21 protein-coding genes are annotated in these 21,911 nt (G+C 43.6%); 12 read left to right on the top strand and 9 right to left on the bottom strand.

The genetic code is table 11. The annotated features are described in order from the left end of the window. Positions 1-352 precede the first annotated feature (352 nt). Positions 353-1,411, top strand: coding sequence for a UDP-glucose--hexose-1-phosphate uridylyltransferase (locus tag ACVBIO_RS12320; protein WP_447172727.1), 1,059 nt, complete (start codon positions 353-355; stop codon positions 1,409-1,411). 90 nt (positions 1,412-1,501) lie between these two features. On the opposite strand, the gene ACVBIO_RS12315 is transcribed toward ACVBIO_RS12320, so the two are convergent. Together ACVBIO_RS12315 and ACVBIO_RS12310 are read right to left on the bottom strand one after the other, a co-directional pair. Continuing rightward, positions 1,502-1,696 (bottom strand): DUF4250 domain-containing protein, encoded by a 195-nt coding sequence (locus ACVBIO_RS12315; RefSeq protein WP_447162053.1) that lies wholly within the window; start codon positions 1,694-1,696, stop codon positions 1,502-1,504. Positions 1,697-1,915: 219 nt separating this feature from the next. Beyond that, positions 1,916-3,217 (bottom strand): alpha/beta fold hydrolase, encoded by a 1,302-nt coding sequence (locus ACVBIO_RS12310; RefSeq protein WP_447172726.1) that lies wholly within the window; start codon positions 3,215-3,217, stop codon positions 1,916-1,918. Positions 3,218-3,513: 296 nt separating this feature from the next. Here ACVBIO_RS12310 and ACVBIO_RS12305 point away from each other — a divergent pair, with 296 nt between their 5' ends. From ACVBIO_RS12305 to ACVBIO_RS12295, 3 genes are all read left to right on the top strand, one after another. Further along, positions 3,514-4,158 (top strand): MBL fold metallo-hydrolase, encoded by a 645-nt coding sequence (locus ACVBIO_RS12305; protein WP_447162055.1) that lies wholly within the window; start codon positions 3,514-3,516, stop codon positions 4,156-4,158. Positions 4,159-4,510: 352 nt separating this feature from the next. Beyond that, on the top strand, positions 4,511-4,999 hold the full coding sequence (locus tag ACVBIO_RS12300) for a DUF1097 domain-containing protein (protein ID WP_447162056.1): 489 nt from the start codon (positions 4,511-4,513) through the stop codon (positions 4,997-4,999). A gap of 108 nt (positions 5,000-5,107) precedes the next feature. Continuing rightward, entirely contained in the window at positions 5,108-6,562 is a 1,455-nt protein-coding gene (locus ACVBIO_RS12295) for a methyl-accepting chemotaxis protein (protein ID WP_447172725.1), read from the top strand. Positions 6,563-6,634: 72 nt separating this feature from the next. Here ACVBIO_RS12295 and xthA read toward each other — a convergent pair whose 3' ends face one another. Genes xthA through ACVBIO_RS12280 form a run of 3 tightly spaced genes read right to left on the bottom strand, consistent with a single transcriptional unit; the run spans position 6,635 to position 8,303 of the window. Continuing rightward, entirely contained in the window at positions 6,635-7,441 is an 807-nt protein-coding gene (gene xthA, locus ACVBIO_RS12290; protein WP_447162058.1) for an exodeoxyribonuclease III, read from the bottom strand. Positions 7,442-7,458: 17 nt separating this feature from the next. Next, a complete protein-coding gene (locus ACVBIO_RS12285) occupies positions 7,459-7,758 on the bottom strand; it encodes a YciI family protein (RefSeq protein WP_447162059.1) in 300 nt (99 codons plus the stop codon). Further along, on the bottom strand, positions 7,758-8,303 hold the full coding sequence (locus tag ACVBIO_RS12280; protein WP_447162060.1) for a septation protein A: 546 nt from the start codon (positions 8,301-8,303) through the stop codon (positions 7,758-7,760). The genes ACVBIO_RS12285 and ACVBIO_RS12280 overlap by 1 nt, the downstream gene beginning before the upstream one ends. A 344-nt stretch (positions 8,304-8,647) precedes the next feature. On the opposite strand from ACVBIO_RS12280, the gene ACVBIO_RS12275 reads away from it, so the two are divergent. Next, a complete protein-coding gene (locus ACVBIO_RS12275) occupies positions 8,648-9,097 on the top strand; it encodes an energy transducer TonB (RefSeq protein WP_447164142.1) in 450 nt (149 codons plus the stop codon). 72 nt (positions 9,098-9,169) lie between these two features. Here ACVBIO_RS12275 and ACVBIO_RS12270 read toward each other — a convergent pair whose 3' ends face one another. Next, on the bottom strand, positions 9,170-10,573 hold the full coding sequence (locus ACVBIO_RS12270) for a multiheme c-type cytochrome (protein ID WP_447164143.1): 1,404 nt from the start codon (positions 10,571-10,573) through the stop codon (positions 9,170-9,172). A 422-nt stretch (positions 10,574-10,995) separates the two neighbouring features. Between ACVBIO_RS12270 and rnm the strand changes: the two genes are divergently transcribed. From rnm to rluB, 5 genes are all read left to right on the top strand, one after another. Further along, on the top strand, positions 10,996-11,874 hold the full coding sequence (gene rnm / locus ACVBIO_RS12265) for an RNase RNM (protein WP_447164144.1): 879 nt from the start codon (positions 10,996-10,998) through the stop codon (positions 11,872-11,874). Continuing rightward, positions 11,871-12,491, top strand: a complete 621-nt coding sequence (locus tag ACVBIO_RS12260; RefSeq protein WP_447162064.1) for an L-threonylcarbamoyladenylate synthase — start codon at positions 11,871-11,873, stop codon at positions 12,489-12,491. Before rnm ends, ACVBIO_RS12260 begins: the two co-directional genes overlap by 4 nt. A 185-nt stretch (positions 12,492-12,676) precedes the next feature. Continuing rightward, a complete protein-coding gene (locus ACVBIO_RS12255; protein WP_447162065.1) occupies positions 12,677-13,465 on the top strand; it encodes a segregation and condensation protein A in 789 nt (262 codons plus the stop codon). Further along, a complete protein-coding gene (gene scpB / locus ACVBIO_RS12250; protein WP_447162066.1) occupies positions 13,466-14,062 on the top strand; it encodes an SMC-Scp complex subunit ScpB in 597 nt (198 codons plus the stop codon). After that, a complete protein-coding gene (gene rluB, locus ACVBIO_RS12245; protein ID WP_447162067.1) occupies positions 14,055-14,927 on the top strand; it encodes a 23S rRNA pseudouridine(2605) synthase RluB in 873 nt (290 codons plus the stop codon). The genes scpB and rluB overlap by 8 nt, the downstream gene beginning before the upstream one ends. Before the next feature lie 123 nt (positions 14,928-15,050). Here the strand turns inward: rluB and ACVBIO_RS12240 are convergent, their stop codons facing one another. Next, positions 15,051-15,788, bottom strand: a complete 738-nt coding sequence (locus ACVBIO_RS12240) for a YciK family oxidoreductase (RefSeq protein ID WP_447162068.1) — start codon at positions 15,786-15,788, stop codon at positions 15,051-15,053. 262 nt (positions 15,789-16,050) lie between these two features. On the opposite strand from ACVBIO_RS12240, the gene ACVBIO_RS12235 reads away from it, so the two are divergent. Beyond that, entirely contained in the window at positions 16,051-18,576 is a 2,526-nt protein-coding gene (locus ACVBIO_RS12235; RefSeq protein WP_447164145.1) for a VolA/Pla-1 family phospholipase, read from the top strand. 146 nt (positions 18,577-18,722) lie between these two features. Next, the gene (sohB, locus tag ACVBIO_RS12230; protein ID WP_447162070.1) at positions 18,723-19,751 is read left to right on the top strand and encodes a protease SohB; all 1,029 of its coding nucleotides are present in this window, start codon (positions 18,723-18,725) and stop codon (positions 19,749-19,751) included. A gap of 618 nt (positions 19,752-20,369) precedes the next feature. Here sohB and ACVBIO_RS12225 read toward each other — a convergent pair. Further along, the gene (locus ACVBIO_RS12225) at positions 20,370-21,266 is read right to left on the bottom strand and encodes a hypothetical protein (RefSeq protein ID WP_447172724.1); all 897 of its coding nucleotides are present in this window, start codon (positions 21,264-21,266) and stop codon (positions 20,370-20,372) included. Between the two features lie 119 nt (positions 21,267-21,385). Further along, a partial coding sequence (locus ACVBIO_RS12220; protein WP_447172723.1) for a DUF2971 domain-containing protein occupies positions 21,386-21,911 on the bottom strand: 526 nt, incomplete at its 5' end.

The following is a 21,911-nucleotide window of genomic DNA, read 5'->3' as shown; positions in this document are numbered from 1 at the left end:
GTAGTTTGTAGCTCTAGCTCTAGCACTAGTTTGAATTTATTGATTGAGGCTCGGCTATAATCGCAAGCGCTGTAATGAAAGATTTCAGTGCGACACTCTAACAAGCGTGCTAGCTAGGATTAGTTTAGTTATCTAGGTAGTTATTTAGGTAGTTATCAATTTAGTTATCTGGTTAGTCGCATGCAGGTGCTGTTATTGCGTAGCGTTTCTGCCTCGATTGAGCCGATACGTTATTTGCGCTGAGATAATCATCAGAGCTGTTTTTTAGGAGCTAAATGCGCCTTTTTAGGAATGACTATTAAGCCTAACTAGCTGAGCATAGGGTATTTAAACTTTACTATTATTCTTGGTCATGACGCAAATAACCCATGTACATTTTGATCCTAGCGAGCACTCTCATCGCCGATATAACCCATTAACATCTCAGTGGGTGTTACTCGCTCCTCATCGTGCAAAGCGTCCTTGGCAAGGACAGGTTGAAGCGCCAGCTCTCTCAGCGTCCCCAAGTCATGATCCTCACTGTTTTTTATGTGCAGGTAATATTCGAGTTAACGGCGAAACCAATCCTGACTATCAATCCACTTTCGTGTTTAAAAATGACTTCTCAGCTTTAGTGCCCGATACGCCGCAAGCGAGTGTTGATGATCCGCTATTTAAATTTAGCACCGAGCGAGGCGAAAGCAGAGTGATCTGTTTTTCCCCCGATCATTCTAAAACACTAGCTTTGTTATCTGTACCGGAAATTGAGCGGGTCATTAATACATGGCGTGAGCAAACTGCTGACCTTGGGCAAGACTATGCTTGGGTACAGGTTTTTGAAAATAAAGGTGCTGCGATGGGTTGCTCTAACCCGCATCCTCATGGACAAGTGTGGGCGCAGCAACAGCTCCCCAGTTTAATAGAGACAAAACAGCGAAATTTATTGGAGTATGAGAAGCAGTACGGCAGTAACTTATTAGCTGATTACGTCGAGAAAGAGTTAACGCGGCAAGAGCGGATTGTGGTGAGTAATGATGACTGGCTGGTGGTGGTGCCGTATTGGGCGGGTTGGCCCTTTGAAACCTTGGTATTACCTCGGTTTAATGTTCAGCGTATGACAGAGCTAAACGACACTACGCAAGCCTCGTTAGCGGAGATCTTAAAGCTGTTAACAACCTGCTACGACAATCTATTTCAGTGTTCATTTCCTTACTCTATGGGGTGGCAGGGCGCACCATTTGATGGCTGTGACCATACAGAATGGCTCCTGCATGCTCACTTTTATCCGCCATTACTTAGAAGCGCTAGCGTTAAAAAGTTTATGGTTGGCTATGAGTTATTGGCTGAAACTCAGCGTGATATCACCCCAGAGCAGGCGGCAATGCGACTACGGCATGCAAGTGGGGCCCACTACACGTTGGATTGCAATTAATGCCAAGCAGCCAAGCAGCCAAGCAGCCAAGCAGCCAAGCAGGTAAATAAAGAAATAGGTAAATAGAGAAGTAAGTAAATCGATATTAAGTTAACGCGGCTTATACTGATTGCAATTTTTGTCGTACACAAAGCCACTTGCAGCCAATTTTTGCTCTAGTAGTTCACTTGCAATATCAAGATCATAAAACAGCGCCTGGCGGTCTTTGCAGTTTAAACGTAGGTGCTCATTAGCAATGCCGACTAAGATCTCGCCAGGTAGCGTATCGAGTTTATCACTGTTCATCTATTTACCTTAAGCACATATGCTCACAAGTTAAGGGGCAACAATTTAGGGTCATAGCAAAAGTATGTGCCGTTAATGGCAGATTTTCCAATACAGATATAGAGTGAGTGGTCTTCGACAAAATGAGGCAAAAAAAAGCAAGCCTTAATAAGGCTTGCGAAAGTGATACAGGTGAGGAACAGATTACATAATGTTCCATCAAGCTTAAGTGTTTATTAATTAACGTAGCGTTTCCCCACGATTAATTGTGATTAATCTATCGAGGATGTGCTCACCATCCATTCGAATCCCATTGTGTTCATATTCTGAAGTCAGCCAATACTTAAGGTTACCGATTTTCACAGCGGTTTCTAGGCTGTACTGCATCTCTACAAACATATCTTCACTATAAATAGCAGCGGTAACGGGGACTTGATTATTTGCAAGTGTGTCGGCTTGGTAAATGGTTGGCCAATCCTGTTTTTGTGCCAGAAGCTTCGATGCTTGTTGCAGGGGTTTTAGGTTATTAAACTGCTCAAACATCCATGGGTAGATCATCTCGCCGGTAAATAAGAAAGGCTTTTCGCTGCTGTAGTTGAACTCAGGGTACTCCGCTCTCACTCGGTGAGCGGCCCAGTTAGACGCAGTTTGTTGGCAATAGATAGACTCATGTAGCAGTGCAAATATTGGATTGGTGTTGTAATCAAGCAACTGACAAAAATGCGCGAGGAACAGCGGATTAACTTGTGTACCCGATGCCGTTTCTATCAACGCCTGCTCTAGCAGGTAATAGATGCTCTCAGGGCCTTGCTCCATGCCAATATTGATCCCGAGCAGCTGCAACATCTCGACAGTAAGGCGCTCGCCAGTGGCTAAGGTTACTGGGTTTGCTTGGATATGACAGGCTAGGTTTTTAATCAAGTCTTGTGCATCGCTAAAGCGCTTAAAAAAGTCTTGGTTTTTTGCAAGTACCCGTTTGTAGGTCGCTTGATAAACCTCATCTGGACTGCGAGTCAGTGACGGAATGCCACCCGTGATATAGGCTTCAGTTAAGCCTTCAGGCGCATCATTTAAGTACTTAAGTACACAAAAACCACCAAAGCTTTGTCCTAGAATGCTCCACTTCTCATTATCGGTGAGCCGTTTACGGATAGACTCAGCATCGCGAATGATATTATCGGCTCTAAAGTGGCTCAGGTATTCGGCTTGTTCGCTGGCAGACATATGCGCCAAACTGGCATAGCTTACTGGCGTTGAAAGGCCTGTACCTCGTTGGTCGAGAAGCAACACGCGGTACTCTTTAAGAGCCCGCTTGATCCAGCCACCATTCGCCGCGGGGCGAACGGCGCCAAACCCAGGTCCGCCTTGAAAGAAAACAATAAAAGGTAAGGCTTTACCCTGATTGTCTGGACTTGAGAGCTCACGGGCAAATATTGAAATTTGCTCGCCATCAGGTTCTTGATAGTTAAGTGGTAAACGAAATTGATGTTTACGGGCAATCATGCCTGCAAAAGTGAGTTGGGCTGAACATTCAGAAGTCATCGAGTCGACCTTTTATAAAGAGTTCTTGTTAGGTTATAACTTAGGATTGCTATGTCAGTTTTGCACTGAACTGACAGCGAATGAGTGTTGACGATTGTATACCAAAAATTATGACCAATGCAGTGTTTATCCCGCAGGAAAGATAAAGCGACAAACGGAGTTAGGATGGGGTAAAAATTTAATGCAGATTTTGTGAGCGTTAGAGCAAAATATCCTAATAATAGATAGTCGAAAAGCCCAACATGGCGTAATCTTTATTCATTCACAGCGAAACATAGAGCCTTAGGTGATTATCGATGAAGTATCAGTTAATACCCGTCACCCCATTTCAGCAAAATTGTAGTTTAATCTGGTGCGAGCAAACAATGAAAGCGGCTGTGGTCGATCCCGGTGGTAATATTGAACGTATTCTAGAGGAAGCTGCTAAAAACAAAGTGGTGGTGGAAAAAGTATTACTGACTCATGGTCATATTGATCATGTTGGTGCGGCAAAATTATTAGCGGATCAACTGAATGTGCCTATTATTGGCCCTCATAAGGCTGACGACTACTGGCTTGACAGTTTGCCGAAACAAAGTCAGCACTTTGGGTTTGTACATTGTGACGCCTTTGCACCGACACAATATCTTGAAGAAGGTGACCAGGTTAGCGTGGGTCAGCAAGTACTCAATGTGATCCATTGCCCGGGTCATACTCCAGGACATGTGGTGTTTTTTGCTAAAGACAGTAAAACAGCTTGGGTCGGTGACGTTTTGTTTAGAGGTTCTATCGGCAGAACCGATTTTCCATTATCAAACCATCAAGATTTAATTGAGTCGATAACGACAAAGCTTTGGCCTTTGGGTAATGATGTGCAGTTTATTCCTGGCCATGGTCCATTATCCACGTTTGGGGATGAACGAGTACAAAACCCATTTGTTGCCGATCAATTATTTGACTAACGGTAGCATCAATTTGTTGTTTGCGTGAGTCAGTTCTACTTTGCAATCGGTCTAATATCACCGAGTTGAAAAGCGCCTTTAGGCGCTTTTTTATTGGCTATTTCATCCAGACTACAACCAAGGCCTAAGGCATAAGCCATATTTTGAATATTTTATATTGGTCTGTTTGTTTACCTTGTTGTAGCGTTAAATTAGTTTTTTTACTACAAAACTGGGCTTTTTGTGCACTTTATCGGCAAGCAAACCGGATAATTGGCGCTAGATCGTGTTTTTTTACATATAAAAAAGGTAATTTAGATCACCTGATAGTAACTCACTTGCTGTAAGTGGGTTAACGGTAAAGAGGTAAGCTATGGAAAATCGTTGGCAGATTGCTATTTCAGCAGGATTACTTGCAGCTATTTGGGCCGGTGTGGCAGATGTACTACATCTTGTTACCTGGATAGGTTTTCTAAGCTGTAGCACCTTCTTTGCCCAGACTCATGCCGGCGTAAAAGGCATGTTGATGGCGATGGCTACCAATCTTTCTGGGGTTTTCTGGGGCTGGTTAATTATTTCAGGGAGCAGCTTCTTTGTCTCGCCATTACTGGGTTACACCTTAACGGGGATCGCAACGGCAGCAATGTGCTTGCAGGCTAGCCATCAAAAACTGGCATTTATCCCCGGCGCATTTATTGGCTGTTGTATCACTTTTGCCATGGGTGCCGATATTGCTGCCATCATTCCGCCATTACTATTGGGCGCGGTACTCGGTTACTGCATGAGTTTACTTACTGGCCAATTGATCAGTTTAACCAAGAAAATGCAGGGTAGTGTCACAGCTGAGGCCAATGAGTCTTAACAAACAGTCTGCTTTACGGTACATCAATAAATATAATAATAGTAACCTCTATGGTTCGGTGAAGAGCCGGACCGTACTTGAGGGTGGCTTTGGCCAAGGGAAGATAGAATGAAACAGATTAATTTCCGCAAAATTGACGCTCTGTTGATCAAATTAAGCCTAAATGGCAAATTTTGGCTACTTTGTACTATGGTGACACTGCTCAGTGCCACCGTCGCATTAACAAACTATCATCACAGTAAGCAGTTTATCGAATCCACCTCATTGGCACGCGCACAATCAAGCATTGATGCTTATGCCAATATCGCTAATGCAGAACAACTTACAGGCAGTTCGCTGAGCAAATTTGCACAAAAAGCGGGAATTGAAGTTAGCAATGCGCTATCGACTTCACGCCGTGGTGATATGCTTTTAGTCAGTGCACAAGTGGGTAGCAGCGCGCTAAGTCAACAAGTGCATGTAGGGAGCTGGGAGAAGCAGGCACTTTCACAAGCTAATCTAATGCTACTGCTGGCCTTTGTTGGGCTACTGCCCTTGTATCTTTTGAGTTATTGGGTGTCGACATCATTAGGTGGCGGGCTATGGGATATGTACATGGCGATTAAGCGACTTGCTGATGGTGACTTAACCCATAGACTTCACTTTTTCGGTAAAGATGATTTCAGCCTTATCGCCAGTGAAATTGATAGAAGTGCCGATAACATGAGTGAAATGGTGCAGGCGATTTCAAGCAATGTTCAAACCCTGAATAATGCAGCTGACGAGTTTACCCAGCAAGCGAGTCGCAGTGAAGAGTTGACGCATTTTCAGCATCAGTTTTTAGATACTGTAGCTGTAGCCATGTCGCAGATGACGGCTGCGGTGGAGGAGGTGTCTCATAGTGCATCTAATACCTCTGAGCAAACTCAGCAAAATGCGGCGCAAGCGGCTAATAGTCAAACTCAAATCGCTGAAGCGGTAACCCGTATAGGCGTGCTGACGAGCAAAATTTCTGAAGCATCGGCGTCAGTAGAGGACTTAAACCATGCAGCAACAGAAATTGGTGCAATGGTGACTACGATTAACGGCATTTCTGAGCAAACTAACTTACTGGCGTTAAATGCAGCCATTGAAGCTGCTCGTGCAGGTGAGCAAGGTAGAGGTTTTGCCGTTGTTGCAGATGAAGTTCGCACGTTAGCGAGCCGCACACAGCAAGCAACGGTTGAGATCCAGTCTATGATTGAGGGCTTGCAAATGGGCACGGGTAAGCTGTCAGACATTACAAATGAGATCGTCTCACAAGCTGACAAAGGTCGTGTAGCTATCGAATCAGTAGGCCATGACGTTGACAGTATGGCCAGTTCAATCAGTATTGTGTTTGATATGAGTTCACAAATTGCTGCATCGTCAGAAGAGCAAAGTGCAGCCTCTCGTGAGATCTCAACACAACTGAATGATATTCGCGGTCAAGCGGAAATAATTAAAGAAACCGCGCAAAGCTCGGTGAGTTCGGCCAGCAGCTTAGCGAGTTCATCAAAAGGACTTGAACAGATTTTAGGTCAATATACTTTGGTAAAAATTTAAGCTAACTCCTTTATTTTAATCATAAAAAAGCCAGCAGATTGCTGGCTTTTTTGTGAGGAACCAATTTGGTTTTTAACTAAAGGTGCTCCAGATTGGCGCGTGATCTGACGGTTTTTCGATACCGCGTAGATCATAATCCACATCTGATTCAGTTAGGCGTTGAGCCAAAGATTTCGTTGCCAAGACCACATCGATACGTAGGCCGCGATTATCGACAAAGCCTTTACTGCGATAATCGAACCAAGAGTAGCGCTCGCTGCGAGTCGGGTGAAGTTCACGGAAAGTATCGACTAGACCCCAATCCATCAGTGTTTTTAGCCACTCACGTTCCTCTGGCTGGAAACTACATTTCCCCGTTTTTAACCAGCGTTTAGCATTAGGCTCACCAATACCAATATCGAGATCGACAGGAGAGATGTTGATATCGCCAATAATAGCAATGTCTTCATCTGCATTGTGATACTCATTAAGGTACAGCATTAAATCTTTGTAGAACTTACGCTTAGCTGGGTACTTAGTCTCATGGCTGATGTTATCGCCTTGAGGAAAGTAGCCGTTGAGCACTGTGAGTGGACGACCATTTTCCTGCACAAAGGTACCCATTATCATACGACGCTGGGCGTCTTCTTCATCAGTAGGGAAACCTTTTTGAACCTTTGTTGGCTCTGCTTTTGATAGCATAGCTACACCATAATGGGCTTTGCCGCCATGGTAATGGACGTGATAGCCCATAGCCTCTACATCGGCCAAAGGAAACGCTTCATCGTGCACTTTTGTCTCTTGCAGGCCGATAATGTCGGGCTGATGAGTGTCGATGAGTGCTTGAAGTTGGTGTAATCTAGCTCGCAATCCATTGATATTAAATGAAACAATCTTCACTTGTCAGTCCTTTTTATTTACGGCAATACAAGTTTGTATGGCTTAACGATAACGCTTTCATACACACCTGCAGCAATATATGGGTCAGCATCGGCCCAGCACTGTGCATCTTCAAGTGAAGCAAAGTCAGCGACAACCAGCGAACCTGTGAAGCCTGCTTCACCCGGATTCTCACTGTCAATGGCTGGGTGTGGACCGGCAATCAACAGACGACCTTCGTCAGCAAGAAGCTGCAGGCGAGCTAAATGGTCTGCACGGACAGATAAACGTTTTTCTAGACTATTTTCAATATCTTGCGATGAAATCATGTACCACATTATTTGAGTTCCTTACGATCTTCTTCAGACATGTTTTTAAACAGATAGAGGACGGTTAACACAGTATTGATAAGTGTTAGCGCAGTCAAACCGAATACCTTGAAGTTAACCCAGGTTTCTTGTGACAGACTAAAAGCAACATAGATGTTAACCAGGCCACAAATGACAAAAAAGCTAACCCAATACCAGGTTACATGCGCCCATATTTTATCTTCTACAACCAATTCTTTTCCGAGCATACTCTTTAAAATTGGCTTATTCATTACCTGGCTTACACCCAGTGCGATGGCAAACAAGGCATAGACTATAGTGACTTTCCATTTGATAAATGAATCATCGTGCAAAATAAGTGTTAGCGAGCCAAATACCGTTACCATGACAAAAGTAATAAGATGCATTTTTTCAAGCTTCTTATATAGCATGTAACTGATGATAAGTTGTAGCGCAGTTGCCGCGATTAACGCGCCACTGGCAACGTAGATGTCGAAAAATTTATAAACAGCAAAAAAGATAATAAGAGGTAAGAAGTCGAGCAACTGTTTCATAGGGGCGTGTCAGTTTAAAAATTAATAAAAGTGAGGCTGAGTGTAGCATGCAAGCTTGCGAGGAAAAAGTGATAGCCGATAGCTTAAGTAAGCTTGAGCAACCGGGTTATAAGCTCTGTGAAGTGGTTAATATTAAGAACAATCTTGTCAACAGCTATTTACAATAATGCTAAGGTTATTTCGAGTTGAAGTTACCGCTGAAAATTTTGAATAATTCTATTGGCAATCTATTAGATTAAGGTTAAAGCTGTATCGGAACTTTATTTTAGGAAGAATGCTTTTTGCTCTTGAGTAATGTAGCCTAGATTGTCACCTTAAGCTCAAAGTTACACAAAGGAATGTATATGAAATTAATTGGATGCACGGTGCTATTACTGTTATTTCCGCAAATGAGTTACGCCAAAATGGGCAACGAGAATCGCATTTATGGGGAAGTTTTGCAGACTGAGATTTCCATGGATACGCCGAAAACCTGGCATCGAGAAGAAGTTAATGCACCGAACTATCCAATAGAATTTGCTCGAGCTAGAGTTCAAGGTTGCACCGTTTTGTCATTTGATATTACTGAAAATGGAACGACTGAAAATGTTGAAGTAGTAAGCTCAATTCCGAATAAGCACTTGGGTAAGTATTCTAAAAAACTGATTAAACGTTGGCGTTGGCAACAGATAGAACCGCAGCAAACGGCGATAGCTGAAAAGCGGGTGTTAAGATTCGATTATTGTCTTGGGGTTGAATCGGCTGAGGACTCTGCAGCGCAGTGTCAGCGTCAAGTGAAATTGAATTGTGGCTAAACTTACCCTATGCCGCAATAAACGTCACCCTAACTCAAGGTTAGGGTGACGGCATATTAACAAATTAAGCGATTATTTACGCATTAAGCCTTGATAGGTTTGACTTAAGCTAACCATTTCAACCGAAGGCACAATCACTTTATCTTCTAGTAGTAGATCTGCAACACTTTGATCGAACGAGCGATAATGTAGCTTGGTTTCAACACTATATTCCGCCACGCCAGTAGGCAGAGTAAACGGGTAGTTAACTGTTTTCGAGCCTTTGGCTGGAATCGTATTTTGTACTGAGAAGTTGGCGACCCTCCAAGGTTTATGTTCAGGCTTACCGTGAACATCTACAGAGGTGTCTTGAAAAACCACTGTACCTTCCGGTAATGCATTGTCTGCCGTTAATGAACCAGAACGCATGATCTCCTTACCGTTTACATCACGCACAATCACTTCTAGCCAGATCTGGCGAATAAAGGTGAGACTAGTCGGTAAGTCATGGCCTGCACGGCGATTGTGCACCGTCACTTCAAGTACTGGGGAAGTCACGGTTCCTGTGACTTTAGCATCTAAAGCTGCGGCTGTTTTTAAACGCTTAATTGCTTCATTTGCGTGAGCCTGGCCATTTTCAACACCCAGTAATGGAGCCAGCACAGCGTTACCACCAACAAAACCATGGTCGTGCACTAAGCTTCTAATCGGCCCACCAGATGCGGCTTTACCACCTAAACGGTGATCCACAAGCTTGTTTGCAGGCAGCATTTCATCAGCCACGCGCATGGCGGTTTCCACTGGCACCATATGGCAATCCTGACATTGGATGTCGGCAGCAGCGTAGGCTGACTTTTTCCATTCATCATAAGTATGTTCTAGCGCAAAGTTATCGTGAACAGGGTTGAACACATTATGACAATTGGCACAAAACTCTGATTTAGTATGCAGCTCAGAATACTCGGCTTTGTGGCCACGAGGCTTAGCGTCGTCAAATGGACCGCGTTTAACTTTGTCATTGGCGATAGCTAATGACGCATTACCGTGCTCACCCATGGCTGTGTGGGACATGTTGGTATCAACGACGCTATGACAGACTTCACAAGATACGCCTTGATTAGCAATTGCTTGGGTCGTGAAACCGCCAAACTTACCGGATTCAGATTTAAACTCAACGGTTTGGGTTACGGTACCTAGCACTGTGTGGCAACCACCGCATAGATTTTTGGCTGCCCCATTGGTTTCTTTTTCCCCCATCGCCCATTCAGCTTGAAACACAGGGTCGATAAAGGCAATGGAGTGCATAGAGCCTTGCCAGCCTTTCCACTGCCGAGGGTGGCAGCCTTTGCAGCTTTTAGCGTCGCGCCATTGTTTTAACTCCGGCTTTTTATCACCTTCAACACTCAGATATGAAGGTGCAAATTCCATCTCTTTTTCGGCATGAGCTAGCAAGGGCATAGTACTCAGTAGCACTAATGCTAGGTATGTCTTTTTCATTTTTATATTTACTCTATAACAAGGGTAATGATTTGATGGCTCAACCTCGCTTAACTGATGAGGACGTTGAACCTGGTAAGAACCATTAATGGCGTAACAATAATAAGTGATTTATAGCGCTGGAACTGTCGATGTGAACATGTAAAGTGGTTGAAATAGCTGGTATTTGTTGAGTGTGTTCAAAAAAATGTATAAATGGGTTTACTTAATTAGTCGAATCGTTTTTTTGATTTTATAAGGAGTAAAAGGCCTATTTAATATGCGTGTAAATGGTTGCGGCTAAATGAAGCGGATAACCGATGTTTCTCTGTTAATGTTTAATATAAAAGTGTGGGTTTTTAAGTCGGTTTAGGCGCTTGAGTTGGAGTAAATGACTAAAAACCGGATTAAAGTCACCTTTACTGGATAAACTCAAGTATCATATGCCCATGAAAGATGAAAATACCACAGACATTAAATTGGTTGACTTGCACAGCCACACGACCGCATCCGATGGTCAATTAACCCCATCAGAATTAATAGCACGCGCGATAAGTAAAGGCGTGCATATGTTTGCCATTACCGATCACGATACGACAGAGGGCTTGAAAGAAGCCCATGACTTTAATCAGTCTCATGAAACCCCATTAGAGCTGATTAACGGTGTTGAGATCTCAACCCGTTGGAATAATTTTGATATTCATATCGTTGCACTCAATGTAGATATCGATAATGTCGAGTTGGCCGCATTTTTATTTAACCAACGTGAGTTACGATCAACACGGGCCCAAGAGATTGGTGAGCGTTTAGCCAAGGCGGGTATTGAAGGCGCTTATGAAGGCGCAAAAGCTTATGCGGGTGATGCGGCGATTAGTCGTGGCCATTATGCTCGTTGGCTCGCTGAAAAAGGTTATGCGACTAACACTGCCAATGTATTTAAAAAATATTTAGCGCGCGGTAAAACGGGCTATGTACCTAATAATTGGGGTGATATGGCCAGCGCGATTGAGATAATTCATCAAGCGGGTGGGGTATCGGTATTGGCACACCCGAGCGGTTATAAGTTGTCGGCTAAATGGCTTAAGCGTTTAGTACGTGAATATAAAGAAGCCGGTGGTGATGCGATTGAAGTGGTGCTTGGACAGCAGACTATAGATGATCGCAACAATCTCATTTCGCTCAGCATTCAAAATGGGCTGGCATGCTCGTTAGGCAGTGATTTTCATTTTCCAGGTAGTTGGATTGAAATCGGAAAAAATATGTACCAACCCCAAGGCGTGAACTGGGTTTGGCAATCAGAGAAATGGAAGGTAGTACAATGAGTCAGTTTTTTTATATGCATGAGGAAAACCCTCAAACCCGCTTAATTAGCCAAGCAGTGAATGTGATAAAAAGCGGTGGTGTGATTGTGTACCCAACCGATTCTGGCTATGCATTAGGTTGCTTAATTGGCGATAAAAACGCGATGAGCAAAATTGCGCGTATCAGGCAGATTGAAAATGATCATAATTTTTCGCTAATGTGCCGCGATCAATCAGAGCTGGCAACTTATGCTCGCGTTGATAATCAAGCCTATCGATTACTTAAACAAAATACACCAGGACCTTATACGTTTATCTTTATGGCGTCAAAAGAAGTGCCTAAGCGTCTTCAAAACCCAAAGAAGAAGACAATTGGTATTCGCGTTCCTAATAATGTGATCGCACTCGCGCTGCTTGAAGCGTTAGGTGAGCCATTAATGTCAACCAGCTTAATTTTGCCAGGACAAGAGTTTACAGAGTCTGATCCTGAGCATATTCGCGACATCCTAGAACATCAGGTCGACTTGATTATTCACGGTGGCTACTTAGGTGAAAAGCCGACGACGGTCATCGACTTGTCAGAGGGTGAAATAGAGGTGGTTCGTGAAGGTGCTGGCGACGTAACGCCATTCCTTTAGTTTGACGGCCGTTGTTGCCGTTATTAATAGAAAGCATTAATAGCTGTACTGATAACGGCCTATAGCTTTAATCAACATATATTGATCCCCAAGTCACTTCTCGCTATTGTCTGAAACGAGCAGCTTGAGCTAGCTTAGGTATACAGGTATAATCGCGCGTCTGCGAAAATATAGAGGGTTTACGGATGGAGGGCGTTCAGCAAAAATTGCCTTTAGCCGTTGTTCGAGGCCAGCCGTTCAAGGTGATGCCAAAAGACCTCTTTATTCCACCAGAGGCGTTAGAGGTTTTTCTCGAGTCTTTTGAAGGGCCATTAGATCTTCTGCTTTATTTAATCCGCAAACAAAAACTTGATGTTGTAGATTTACCGGTTTTCTCTATTACGCAACAGTACCTTGAGTACGTTAATTTGCTGCAGGGAGCTCGTGTGGAGCTGGCGGCAGATTATCTTGTCATGGCAGCAACCTTAGCTGAGATTAAGTCTCGCTTATTGCTACCAAGGCCTGAAGTTGAGCATGAAGATGAAGAAGATCCTCGGGCCCAGTTGATCCGTCAATTGAAAGCCTATGAAGTGATCAAAGATGCGCAGGAAAAGCTGGATGAATTGCCTAGAATGGAGCGCGATTTATTTCAGGCAAAAGCGGTTCCTGCCGCCAACATCAAGCCTGAGTTACTGCCTCCAGAGGTCTCACTGACTGAGATTGCCAGAGCATTTTCATCAGTATTAAAGCGTATTGAAGCGACAGAAAGCCACCATGTCGTGCGAGAAGTGTTATCGACTCGCGAACGTATGGCACAGATTTTAGCGAAACTTAATGCTGAAACCTATTTACCGTTCGAAGCGCTGTTTGATTTTGAAGAGGGGCGCAGCGGTGTGGTCGTGAGTTTCCTAGCGTTAATGGAATTAGTTAAAGAGTTGCTGGTTGAGCTTGTGCAAGCTGAGCCATTTTCAACGATACATGTTAGGGCGTACTGATTGTCTCAGATAAATCCAGACCAGCTTAAGCAGTTAATTGAGGCCAGCCTATTTGTGTTGGCTAAGCCGATGACAATTAAAGCATTGAAAGAGACTGTATTGTCTCAATTTAATGTGTCACGGGTAAAAATTAAGGCATGTATCGATGAGTTACAGCTCGATTATGAGAATCGAGGTGTACAATTAGTAAAAGTAGCGGGAGGATATCGATTTCAGACATTGGCTGAGTTGAGTCCATTTTTACAACCGCTATGGCAAGAAAAAGCGCCGAAATATTCGCGTGCGACATTAGAAACGTTGGCGGTCATTGCTTACCGTCAACCCGTCACCCGAGGTGACATTGAGTTTGTCCGTGGGGTTGCTGTTAGCAGCCACATTATAAAAAGTTTAAACGATAGAAATTGGATTAAAGTTGTAGGACATAAAGAGGTGCCGGGAAGACCCGCGCTTTATGCAACGACGGTCGAGTTTCTAGCTTATTTCGGCTTAGACAGTATTGTGGAACTTCCACCTTTGTCAGATGCCGAATCATTGGCCGCACTTTTTTCATCGGAAAAAATCGTGGCCGAAAATACAGAAGAGTCTACTAATGAGTGAAAAATTGCAGAAAGTCTTGGCCCGTGCAGGCCATGGCTCCCGTCGTGAGATGGAGGCATGGATTGCTGCAGGTCGAGTTAGTGTTGACGGTGAAATTGCAAGCCTAGGTGATCGCGTTGAAACTGACGCTAAAATCCGTATCGATGGCCGTACAGTTTCTATTCGTGCTGAAGCAGATGTGGTTTGTCGAGTCATCGCCTACCATAAGCCTGAAGGTGAGATCTGTAGTCGTAAAGACCCAGAAGGTCGCCCAACGGTATTTGATCGTTTACCAAAAACTCGCGATTCACGCTGGGTTGCAGTAGGACGATTGGATATTAACACTTCAGGTCTATTGTTGTTTACCTCTGACGGTGAATTGGCAAACCGCCTGATGCACCCATCAAATGAAGTCGAGCGTGAATACGCTGTGCGTACGTTTGGTGAAGTGACCGATGGCTGTATTCAGCGTTTACGTATGGGCGTGACGCTAGAAGATGGCCCAGCTAACTTTGATAAAGTTAAAGCTGCTGGTGGCGAAGGCATGAACAAGTGGTGGCACGTTAGCTTAGCTGAAGGCCGTAACCGCGAAGTTCGACGCCTTTGGGAGTCACAAGAAGTTCAGGTGAGTCGTTTGATCCGTATTCGTTACGGTATGATTGAACTACCTAAAGCCCTGCCACGTGGTGGTTGGATTGAACTGCCAATTGAAGAAGTGAACTACTTACGCAAAACGGCTGGTATGGATGAAGAAACCCGTACATTACTAGGTACTGACAAGCACAGTGTTGCGCGTAACAAAGTACGTAGTGCTAAGATTAAGCGTGCTGTACACAAGCATAAAGTGGCTTCAGGTAAGCCCAAGCCTACGCGTCAGCGTAGCTAACTCTTATCTTAAGACGGGAGACTGTCTGAATAAAAAAGGCCGCTAATTTAGCGGCCTTTTTGTGTCTATCTTGTGGTGCCGATAGTGTTTTGTTTCTATCGTGCCAGTATGGCGATGTTTCGCTTACTGAGCGTTAAGTTGCTGGCCGTTGATCTCTTTAGCGTCATCACCCATTAAATACAGGTAAGTGGCCATGATGTCATCTGGTGCTTTTAGGGTTTGTGGGTTCTCTGCAGGGAATGCATTTGCACGCATACCCGTGCGAGTTGCACCAGGATTGATGCTGTTAACACGCACATTAGTGCCTTCATACTCATGTGCTAAAGACTGCATCATGCCCTCTGTTGCGAATTTAGAGATAGCATATTCGCCCCAGTAGGCACGGCCTTGGCGACCAACACTGCTAGAAGTAAATACGAGTGATGCGCTGGTTGATTTACGCATAACAGGCAGCAAGGCCTTAGTCAGCATGATCTCTGCAATGACGTTCACTTGCATCACTTCATTTACGGTGCTCATTGTTATGTGTTCAAACGGACCTAAAACACCCAGTACACTGGCATTATGTAGCAACCCATCTAGCTTACCGAACTGCTCATCGATGGTGTCAGCCATATCTTTATAGTTTTGTTCTGTAGCACCTTTCAGATCGAGGGGAACAATGGCGGGTGTAGGGTAGCCCGCTTGTTCAATGTGATCATATACGGCTTCTAGTTTTTTAACTGTCTTGCCTAATAAAATCACCGTTGCGCCGTGCTTTGCAAAAGCGATCGCCGCGGCCTTGCCAATACCGTCTCCTGCCCCAGTCACTAAGATGGTTTTGTCTTTTAGTAAATCTTTTACTGCTTGATATTCCAACATGAGTTAATACTTCCTCAGAGCTCAAACGCCCGTCACTTCTAGAGTCGCTGATATGATAAACAGCCGTTTAAAACATACGATTAATTTTTGCCCGCTTAATTGGTGTTCGATTGTGACAAAAATGTAGCTAAGTCAATAATTTTACGTTAACTTGAATTCAGTTAAGGACTAACAATAAGTCCTCTTGGTCATACATTATTTACTATTGTGACCAATTTCGAAGTGAAAACAAAATTATTACAACAAGATTTGGGGAAAAAAGATGAAAAAACTCTTTTTGGGCGTAGCAATAACCTCTGCATTGGGGCTCACCGCGTGTAGCGAAGATACTTATGATGAATTAGTGGACAAAACTGAGCCTTTGGTCCCTCAGTCTGTTATGGTTTTTGATCCGGCTGATGGCCAACTCCCACTGCCAAACGATTTACTGTTTAATGGCACAATGGATGGCACTATCAATATTCCCAAAAGTGATGATCCAGATGCGCCAAGTGAAGAGAATGGTGATTATACAGATCCCCAAATTGCATTAGGTGCACTCGATGGTTGGTCGACGACATCACCAATTACTATCGATGTTATGCCAGCAACAGATAACGATGGCGCAGTGTTGACGATTGATGCCGCATCCGTTGCTCAGCCGGGTGCTGTTCGCGTATTTGAAGCAACCGTTGGCGGCGCACTGTCATCGGATCCTGAATGTAGCGGTGCACCTTCTGTCTCGGCCTGTAAAGTGGGCGATGAATTACAATTTGGCGTTGATTACGTTTCCCAAGCCTCAGGCAATAAAGTGGCGATTATCCCTCTTAAGCCACTAAAAGCTGGTCAGTCATATATTTATGCAACTACAACGCTTATTCAAGATTCCGCTGGGCGTCCAATTGCGCCGTCTGCCACTTACGGTTTATTAAAACTTGATATTGAAACTAAGCCATTAGAAACCCCTGACCAGCTGTTTTTACAAACTCTAGTTAACAGTTACGAAAAAGGTATGGCTGCAGCAGGTGGTCCGAATTCTGAAGAGGTGACTTACTCGGGACTATTTACGACGCAGTCAGTGGCTGATGTTTATGAGACCACCAAATTATTGATGGTTGACCCAAGAGAGGGCAACCCATACGCGCCCAAATTAACTGCAATGCCTGCTCCGGTTGTTATGGGCGGTAATGTGATTACAGTTGCCCAAGCCGCAGGTTTAACACCAGCAGATGGCCTTGCTTATGTGGTTTCAGATCTAGCGGATGTTTATAAGGCTGAAATTCAAGTGCCTATTTATGGCGACTGCTCTTCGGTTGCGTGTTTGGATGCAGATCTAAACCCTTTAATAAACGGCCACTGGAAAGCGCAAGGCGATAGCCCTGTTTCAGTGCTATTGGCGTTAGAAGCTCAAACGCTAAGCCAAGCCAATTATTTTGCCCAAGCAGAAGCTCAAGGCGTTGATGCGGTTGCAGCTTTGACCAATCCTGCGTTGCTTGCAGGTAAAACCTGGTTGTTAGATGATGGTACTCCTGCAGATCCAGCTAAGCATCTTACTAAGTTCAACCCAATCCCAGCGATTAAGGGATATGAGAAAGTTGCTGTACAAATAACCTTACCTAACGCGACTAAGCTTGCCGGTTTTTATCAGCAACAAGGCTTACCGTTTACGCCGCCGACTAACGGCTGGCCTACAACGATTGCTATGCATGGTTTAGGCGGCGGTAAAGAGATGGCTCTTGCTTATGCAGGTACTTACGCTGCATCAGGTATCGCGACTATATCAATTGATATGCCACTGCATGGTGCGCGCTCATTTGACGCCGATGGTGATGGCATTTATGAAGTATCAGCAACGGATCCAAGCTATGGCGCTGTTGTCGGTACACCCGATGCCTTTAAAAACGGTAATCCCCTGGCTTTTGTTAACATTGCGAGCACCTTGACTGTGCGTGATAATTTCCGCCAAGCAACGGTTGACCATTTAGCATTGCGTGCGGCACTAACAGGTTTATATCTAGGTCTTGCTCAAGCCCAGCAGCCTCAGGTTTTTGATATCAGCAAAATCAGTGCTCAGGGCTTAAGTTTAGGTGGCATCGTTGGTACAACGTTCTCCAACTATGCATCTACTGGTCTAAGAGATCCTGCAAGTGGCACTGAGTTGCCAAATGCTTATGTTGTTAATGCAGCATCTTTAGTGGCTCCTGCGGGTGGCCTAGCTGGTGCGTTTGCAGGCTCAGCAACCTTTGGTCCTGTACTATTTGACACCATAGTCGCTACAGAGTCATTCCAGGCTCTTGTTGATGAAGCCAATGTTAATGATGCACAAGAGGGCAGTGATGAATACAATGCGATTGTCGCAGCGGTTTACGCTGAGTTTATTCCAACCTTTGCGTTCGCAGTCCAAACAGCATTTGATAGCGCGGATCCGATTAACCACGCAACATCACTTGCAGGCACACAGCTACCTGTTCACTTAATCGAAGTGGTTGGCGATGGTAGCAATAAACCGGATCAGGTATTGCCAAATACGGTTGAGGGTTTCCCACTATCAGGTACTGAGCCTTTGATTGCGAATCTTGGTCTTAAGTGTATTGATAGAACAGAAGCTGGCTCAGGTGCGGTGCGCTTTAGTAAAGGCCACCATAGCTCAATTGTTAGCCCTGATGAGATTGATGGCGTAACAGATGGCATGGCGGCTCAAGCGACAGTTGAAATGCAGCAAGAAGTGGCAGCATTTGCGCTAACAGCAGGTAAAGGCTCTGCAACGATATTAGTGCAAGACAGCAGTGTGATCCAAAGCTGCCCGTAGGCTAGATTAGCTAGCGCATATTGCCGATTTTGTGCAAAAAAAGACCCAGCGAAAGCTGGGTTTTTTATTGGCATGTTTTATTGCCAAATAGGCTGGTAGAATAGCTCGCAATTGAAGAGATAGAATTGGTTTAGCTGGAGAATATTTTGGAATTTCTGTACGAGTACGGTTTGTTTTTGGCTAAGGCTGTCACTATCGTAGTGGCTATTTTGGCTGTCGTGATTGTAGTGCTGGCCTCAACGATTAAGCACAAGGCTGATAAGGGTGAACTTAAGCTAACGAATTTAAGTGATAACCTAAAGCTGTTGAAGCATGACTTGAAAGAAGAGTTGCTATCTAAGAAAGCATTTAAAGCTTATGAAAAACAGTTAAAAGCTGACGAGAAAGCCAAAGAAAAAGAACAAAAAGATAACGTCGAAGAAACTGAACCTAAGGTTTTCGTTGTTGATTTTAAAGGCAGCATCGACGCGGGTGAAGTTGCGTCATTGCGAGAAGAGATCAGTGCCATTCTCGCTATTGCAGATAAAGGCGATGAAGTGATTGTTAATGTCGAAAGCGGCGGTGGTATGGTTCATGGCTATGGTTTAGCCTCAAGCCAGCTTGACCGTTTACGACAAGCTGAGATCCCATTAAGTATTTGTGTTGATAAAGTCGCTGCTAGTGGTGGTTATATGATGGCTTGTGTAGCGAATAAGATTTACTCTGCGCCGTTTGCTATTGTTGGCTCAATTGGTGTGGTTGCTCAGGTGCCTAACTTTAATCGTTTATTGAAAAAGCACGATATTGATTATGAGCAGCATACTGCTGGCGACTTTAAGCGCACCTTAACCATCTTTGGCGAAAATACCGATGAAGGCCGTGAAAAGTTCCAAAAAGAGCTAGAAGAGACCCATGTACTCTTTAAAGAGTTCATTGCGAAATATCGTCCAGACCTAGATATTGCAAAGGTTGCTACAGGTGAGCACTGGTATGGTCAACAAGCGATTGAACTAGGCTTAGTTGATGAGATCTCAACCAGTGATGATGTGATCATGAATCTGGCAAAAGAGCGCACCGTTATTAAGGTGCGTTATCAGCTTAAGAAGACGCTGTCAGATAAGATTGCCCATGGTGCATCATTGTCATTTAACGCAATTTTTAATCAGTTTGCAGAGAAAAACCAGCCGCTTAAGTAATTGAGCCTCGGTTTTACCACCAGAAAAAACCTGCACTTTGCAGGTTTTTTTATGCTTAGAATTAACAGGGTTAATTAGCTATGCCATTACACTAAAACCATAACTCGTTATTGGACAAAAGTTTGTCGGCGCTTGCCGCTGAGGTAAATCTAAAGCCAAATCAATCAAACTTCGTTTGATAAAGGTCGTGAGCTTCCAGCTCACACACGGGCAAAAGGGGGACAACAGCTTCCCCCTCTTGCATCACCCGAGCCGCCCCGACGAAGTTACATGCATTAGATACGGGCCTCATACTTATGGATAAATAGCTAACGCTTCCGATGGGGCATCCTGCCCCGCGAAAGCTACGCCGACATCCCTGTCGGCATCACGCGATTTATTCCAACGTACTTCGGCAACTTCGATGGGGAATTGGTGTTTTCTGTAAGCCAGCTGGGATTATTTAGCTTTGAAGTTATGGCAAAAATAAAAGGAGCTATAACTCACTTTTGGACAGGAAATAGTTAGGATTTAACTCTAAACTCTACGTTTCGAATTACGAAAAGTATTCTTAAGCCGAACTCGGGTTCGTTCAACACTTGGATAAGGACGCGGCTGCGCTCGGCCTATCCTAATCTGTTAAATTTCTTCTACAACACCCGTTGGAATCTGAGTCGATATTTCAGGAAATAATTCTTTCTGTTGATTGGTTCCAATTGTATAAAAAGACAAATCATTTTTATTTGAACTAAGCTTGCCAACCAATTTTACCTTAAATGCATAACCTTCATCGAACTTAAATGCCTTAGCAATTTGTACTCCATGTAATTTCAATTTATTACGATCTTGAGGTTTAAAGCAAACATTATAACCACCTTTATTCGCTATTGATGGATAACACCAAGCATCTTGTAATTCTGGAGGTAAATCAAAATAATCTTTGGTTATAGATTCAGAAATCTTATAAAGAAACTCAGTACCTTTACCTACATCACGAATGAACTCATGCTTTAGAAAATCTTGAATCATTAGCAACTTTAACGCTTCTTCTTCCGATAAACCATTTACATTAGGAGAAAAGCCTATGCATGTAACTTTAATTTCTTCTAAAGTTTCATAGACAATTAAAGAGAAATACTCGTTATTTAATACCCTAAGCTCTTCACAAGCTGTATCTGGTGTAGGGGAAACATACAGTAACGACTCATTCACCTTGTTCAATCTGCCGATACCAACAACATGAGCTGGAGGCTCCCAGCAATCACTAATTGTCGACATGGACTTTAAGGGGAAATCATCTATTCCCTCTGGTATTGGTCGAATTCTATAAAACCTTGTACCTTTGGAGTATGAGGCCATATGTGGTTTCAACAAACAACAATCTCCAATTGGAGTAGTAAATGATATTACTTTTAATATTGATTCTTGTATTTCTGTATATTTAAGATTTTTAATATCAAGATCTCTAAAATCAGTGATTTTTTTATGTAACTCTGCCAAGTTCACATATTGTAAATATTCTTTAATAGGGAACACCTTGACCTCCTCAAGAGATTTAACACCCTGTTACAGGCTAAATGTTATTGGCTACAATAAGCGACGAAGGAGCAAAATCAAACTGTGTTTTGTCCTTATTTAACAGCTTGTTATCACTATTATTCGTACGGCAGCCCCCAATAAATAGAGCTTGAGTCTAGATACTCACGAGTTAAGCCAATAGTGTTTTTGCAACGTACTGCCTGAAAGAAATTTGTTTTCTTTTTGTGATATTTCAATATATGAACTATTGCATTTTTAGCTTCTACAGGCGTTCTTAGACCGAAAGTAATGCTTGATACAGCTTCGATTTCTAGGTTAAAAAGACTATTCCCTTTTTCTGGAGCTAAGAAACGCCACTCCTTTTCGTAACTCCAATCTTTGGATTTTGTAGTTAACATATTGAAAAGTAGTTCCATAGTTGCTACATGTGAATGGCCCATCCCTGTCTTAGCGTATAAAAGATAAGCGTTTCTAATAATAGAGTTCTCTTTTTTGTAGATCACTTTTCGTAACCAGTCTAATGACCCATTGTCACATTTGGGAAATAGCTTTTTAGGATCGTAACCGGCCTTGTTTCCTAAATCGAATGAACCTTTTGCCGTTAGCGTGATCTGATCTCCCAAGATGGCAACATGGATGCAG

Source organism: Shewanella sp. 0m-8 (assembly GCF_052977265.1).
Note: the sequence above shows the minus strand (reverse complement) of the source record. Positions and strands in the feature narration are given on the sequence as shown.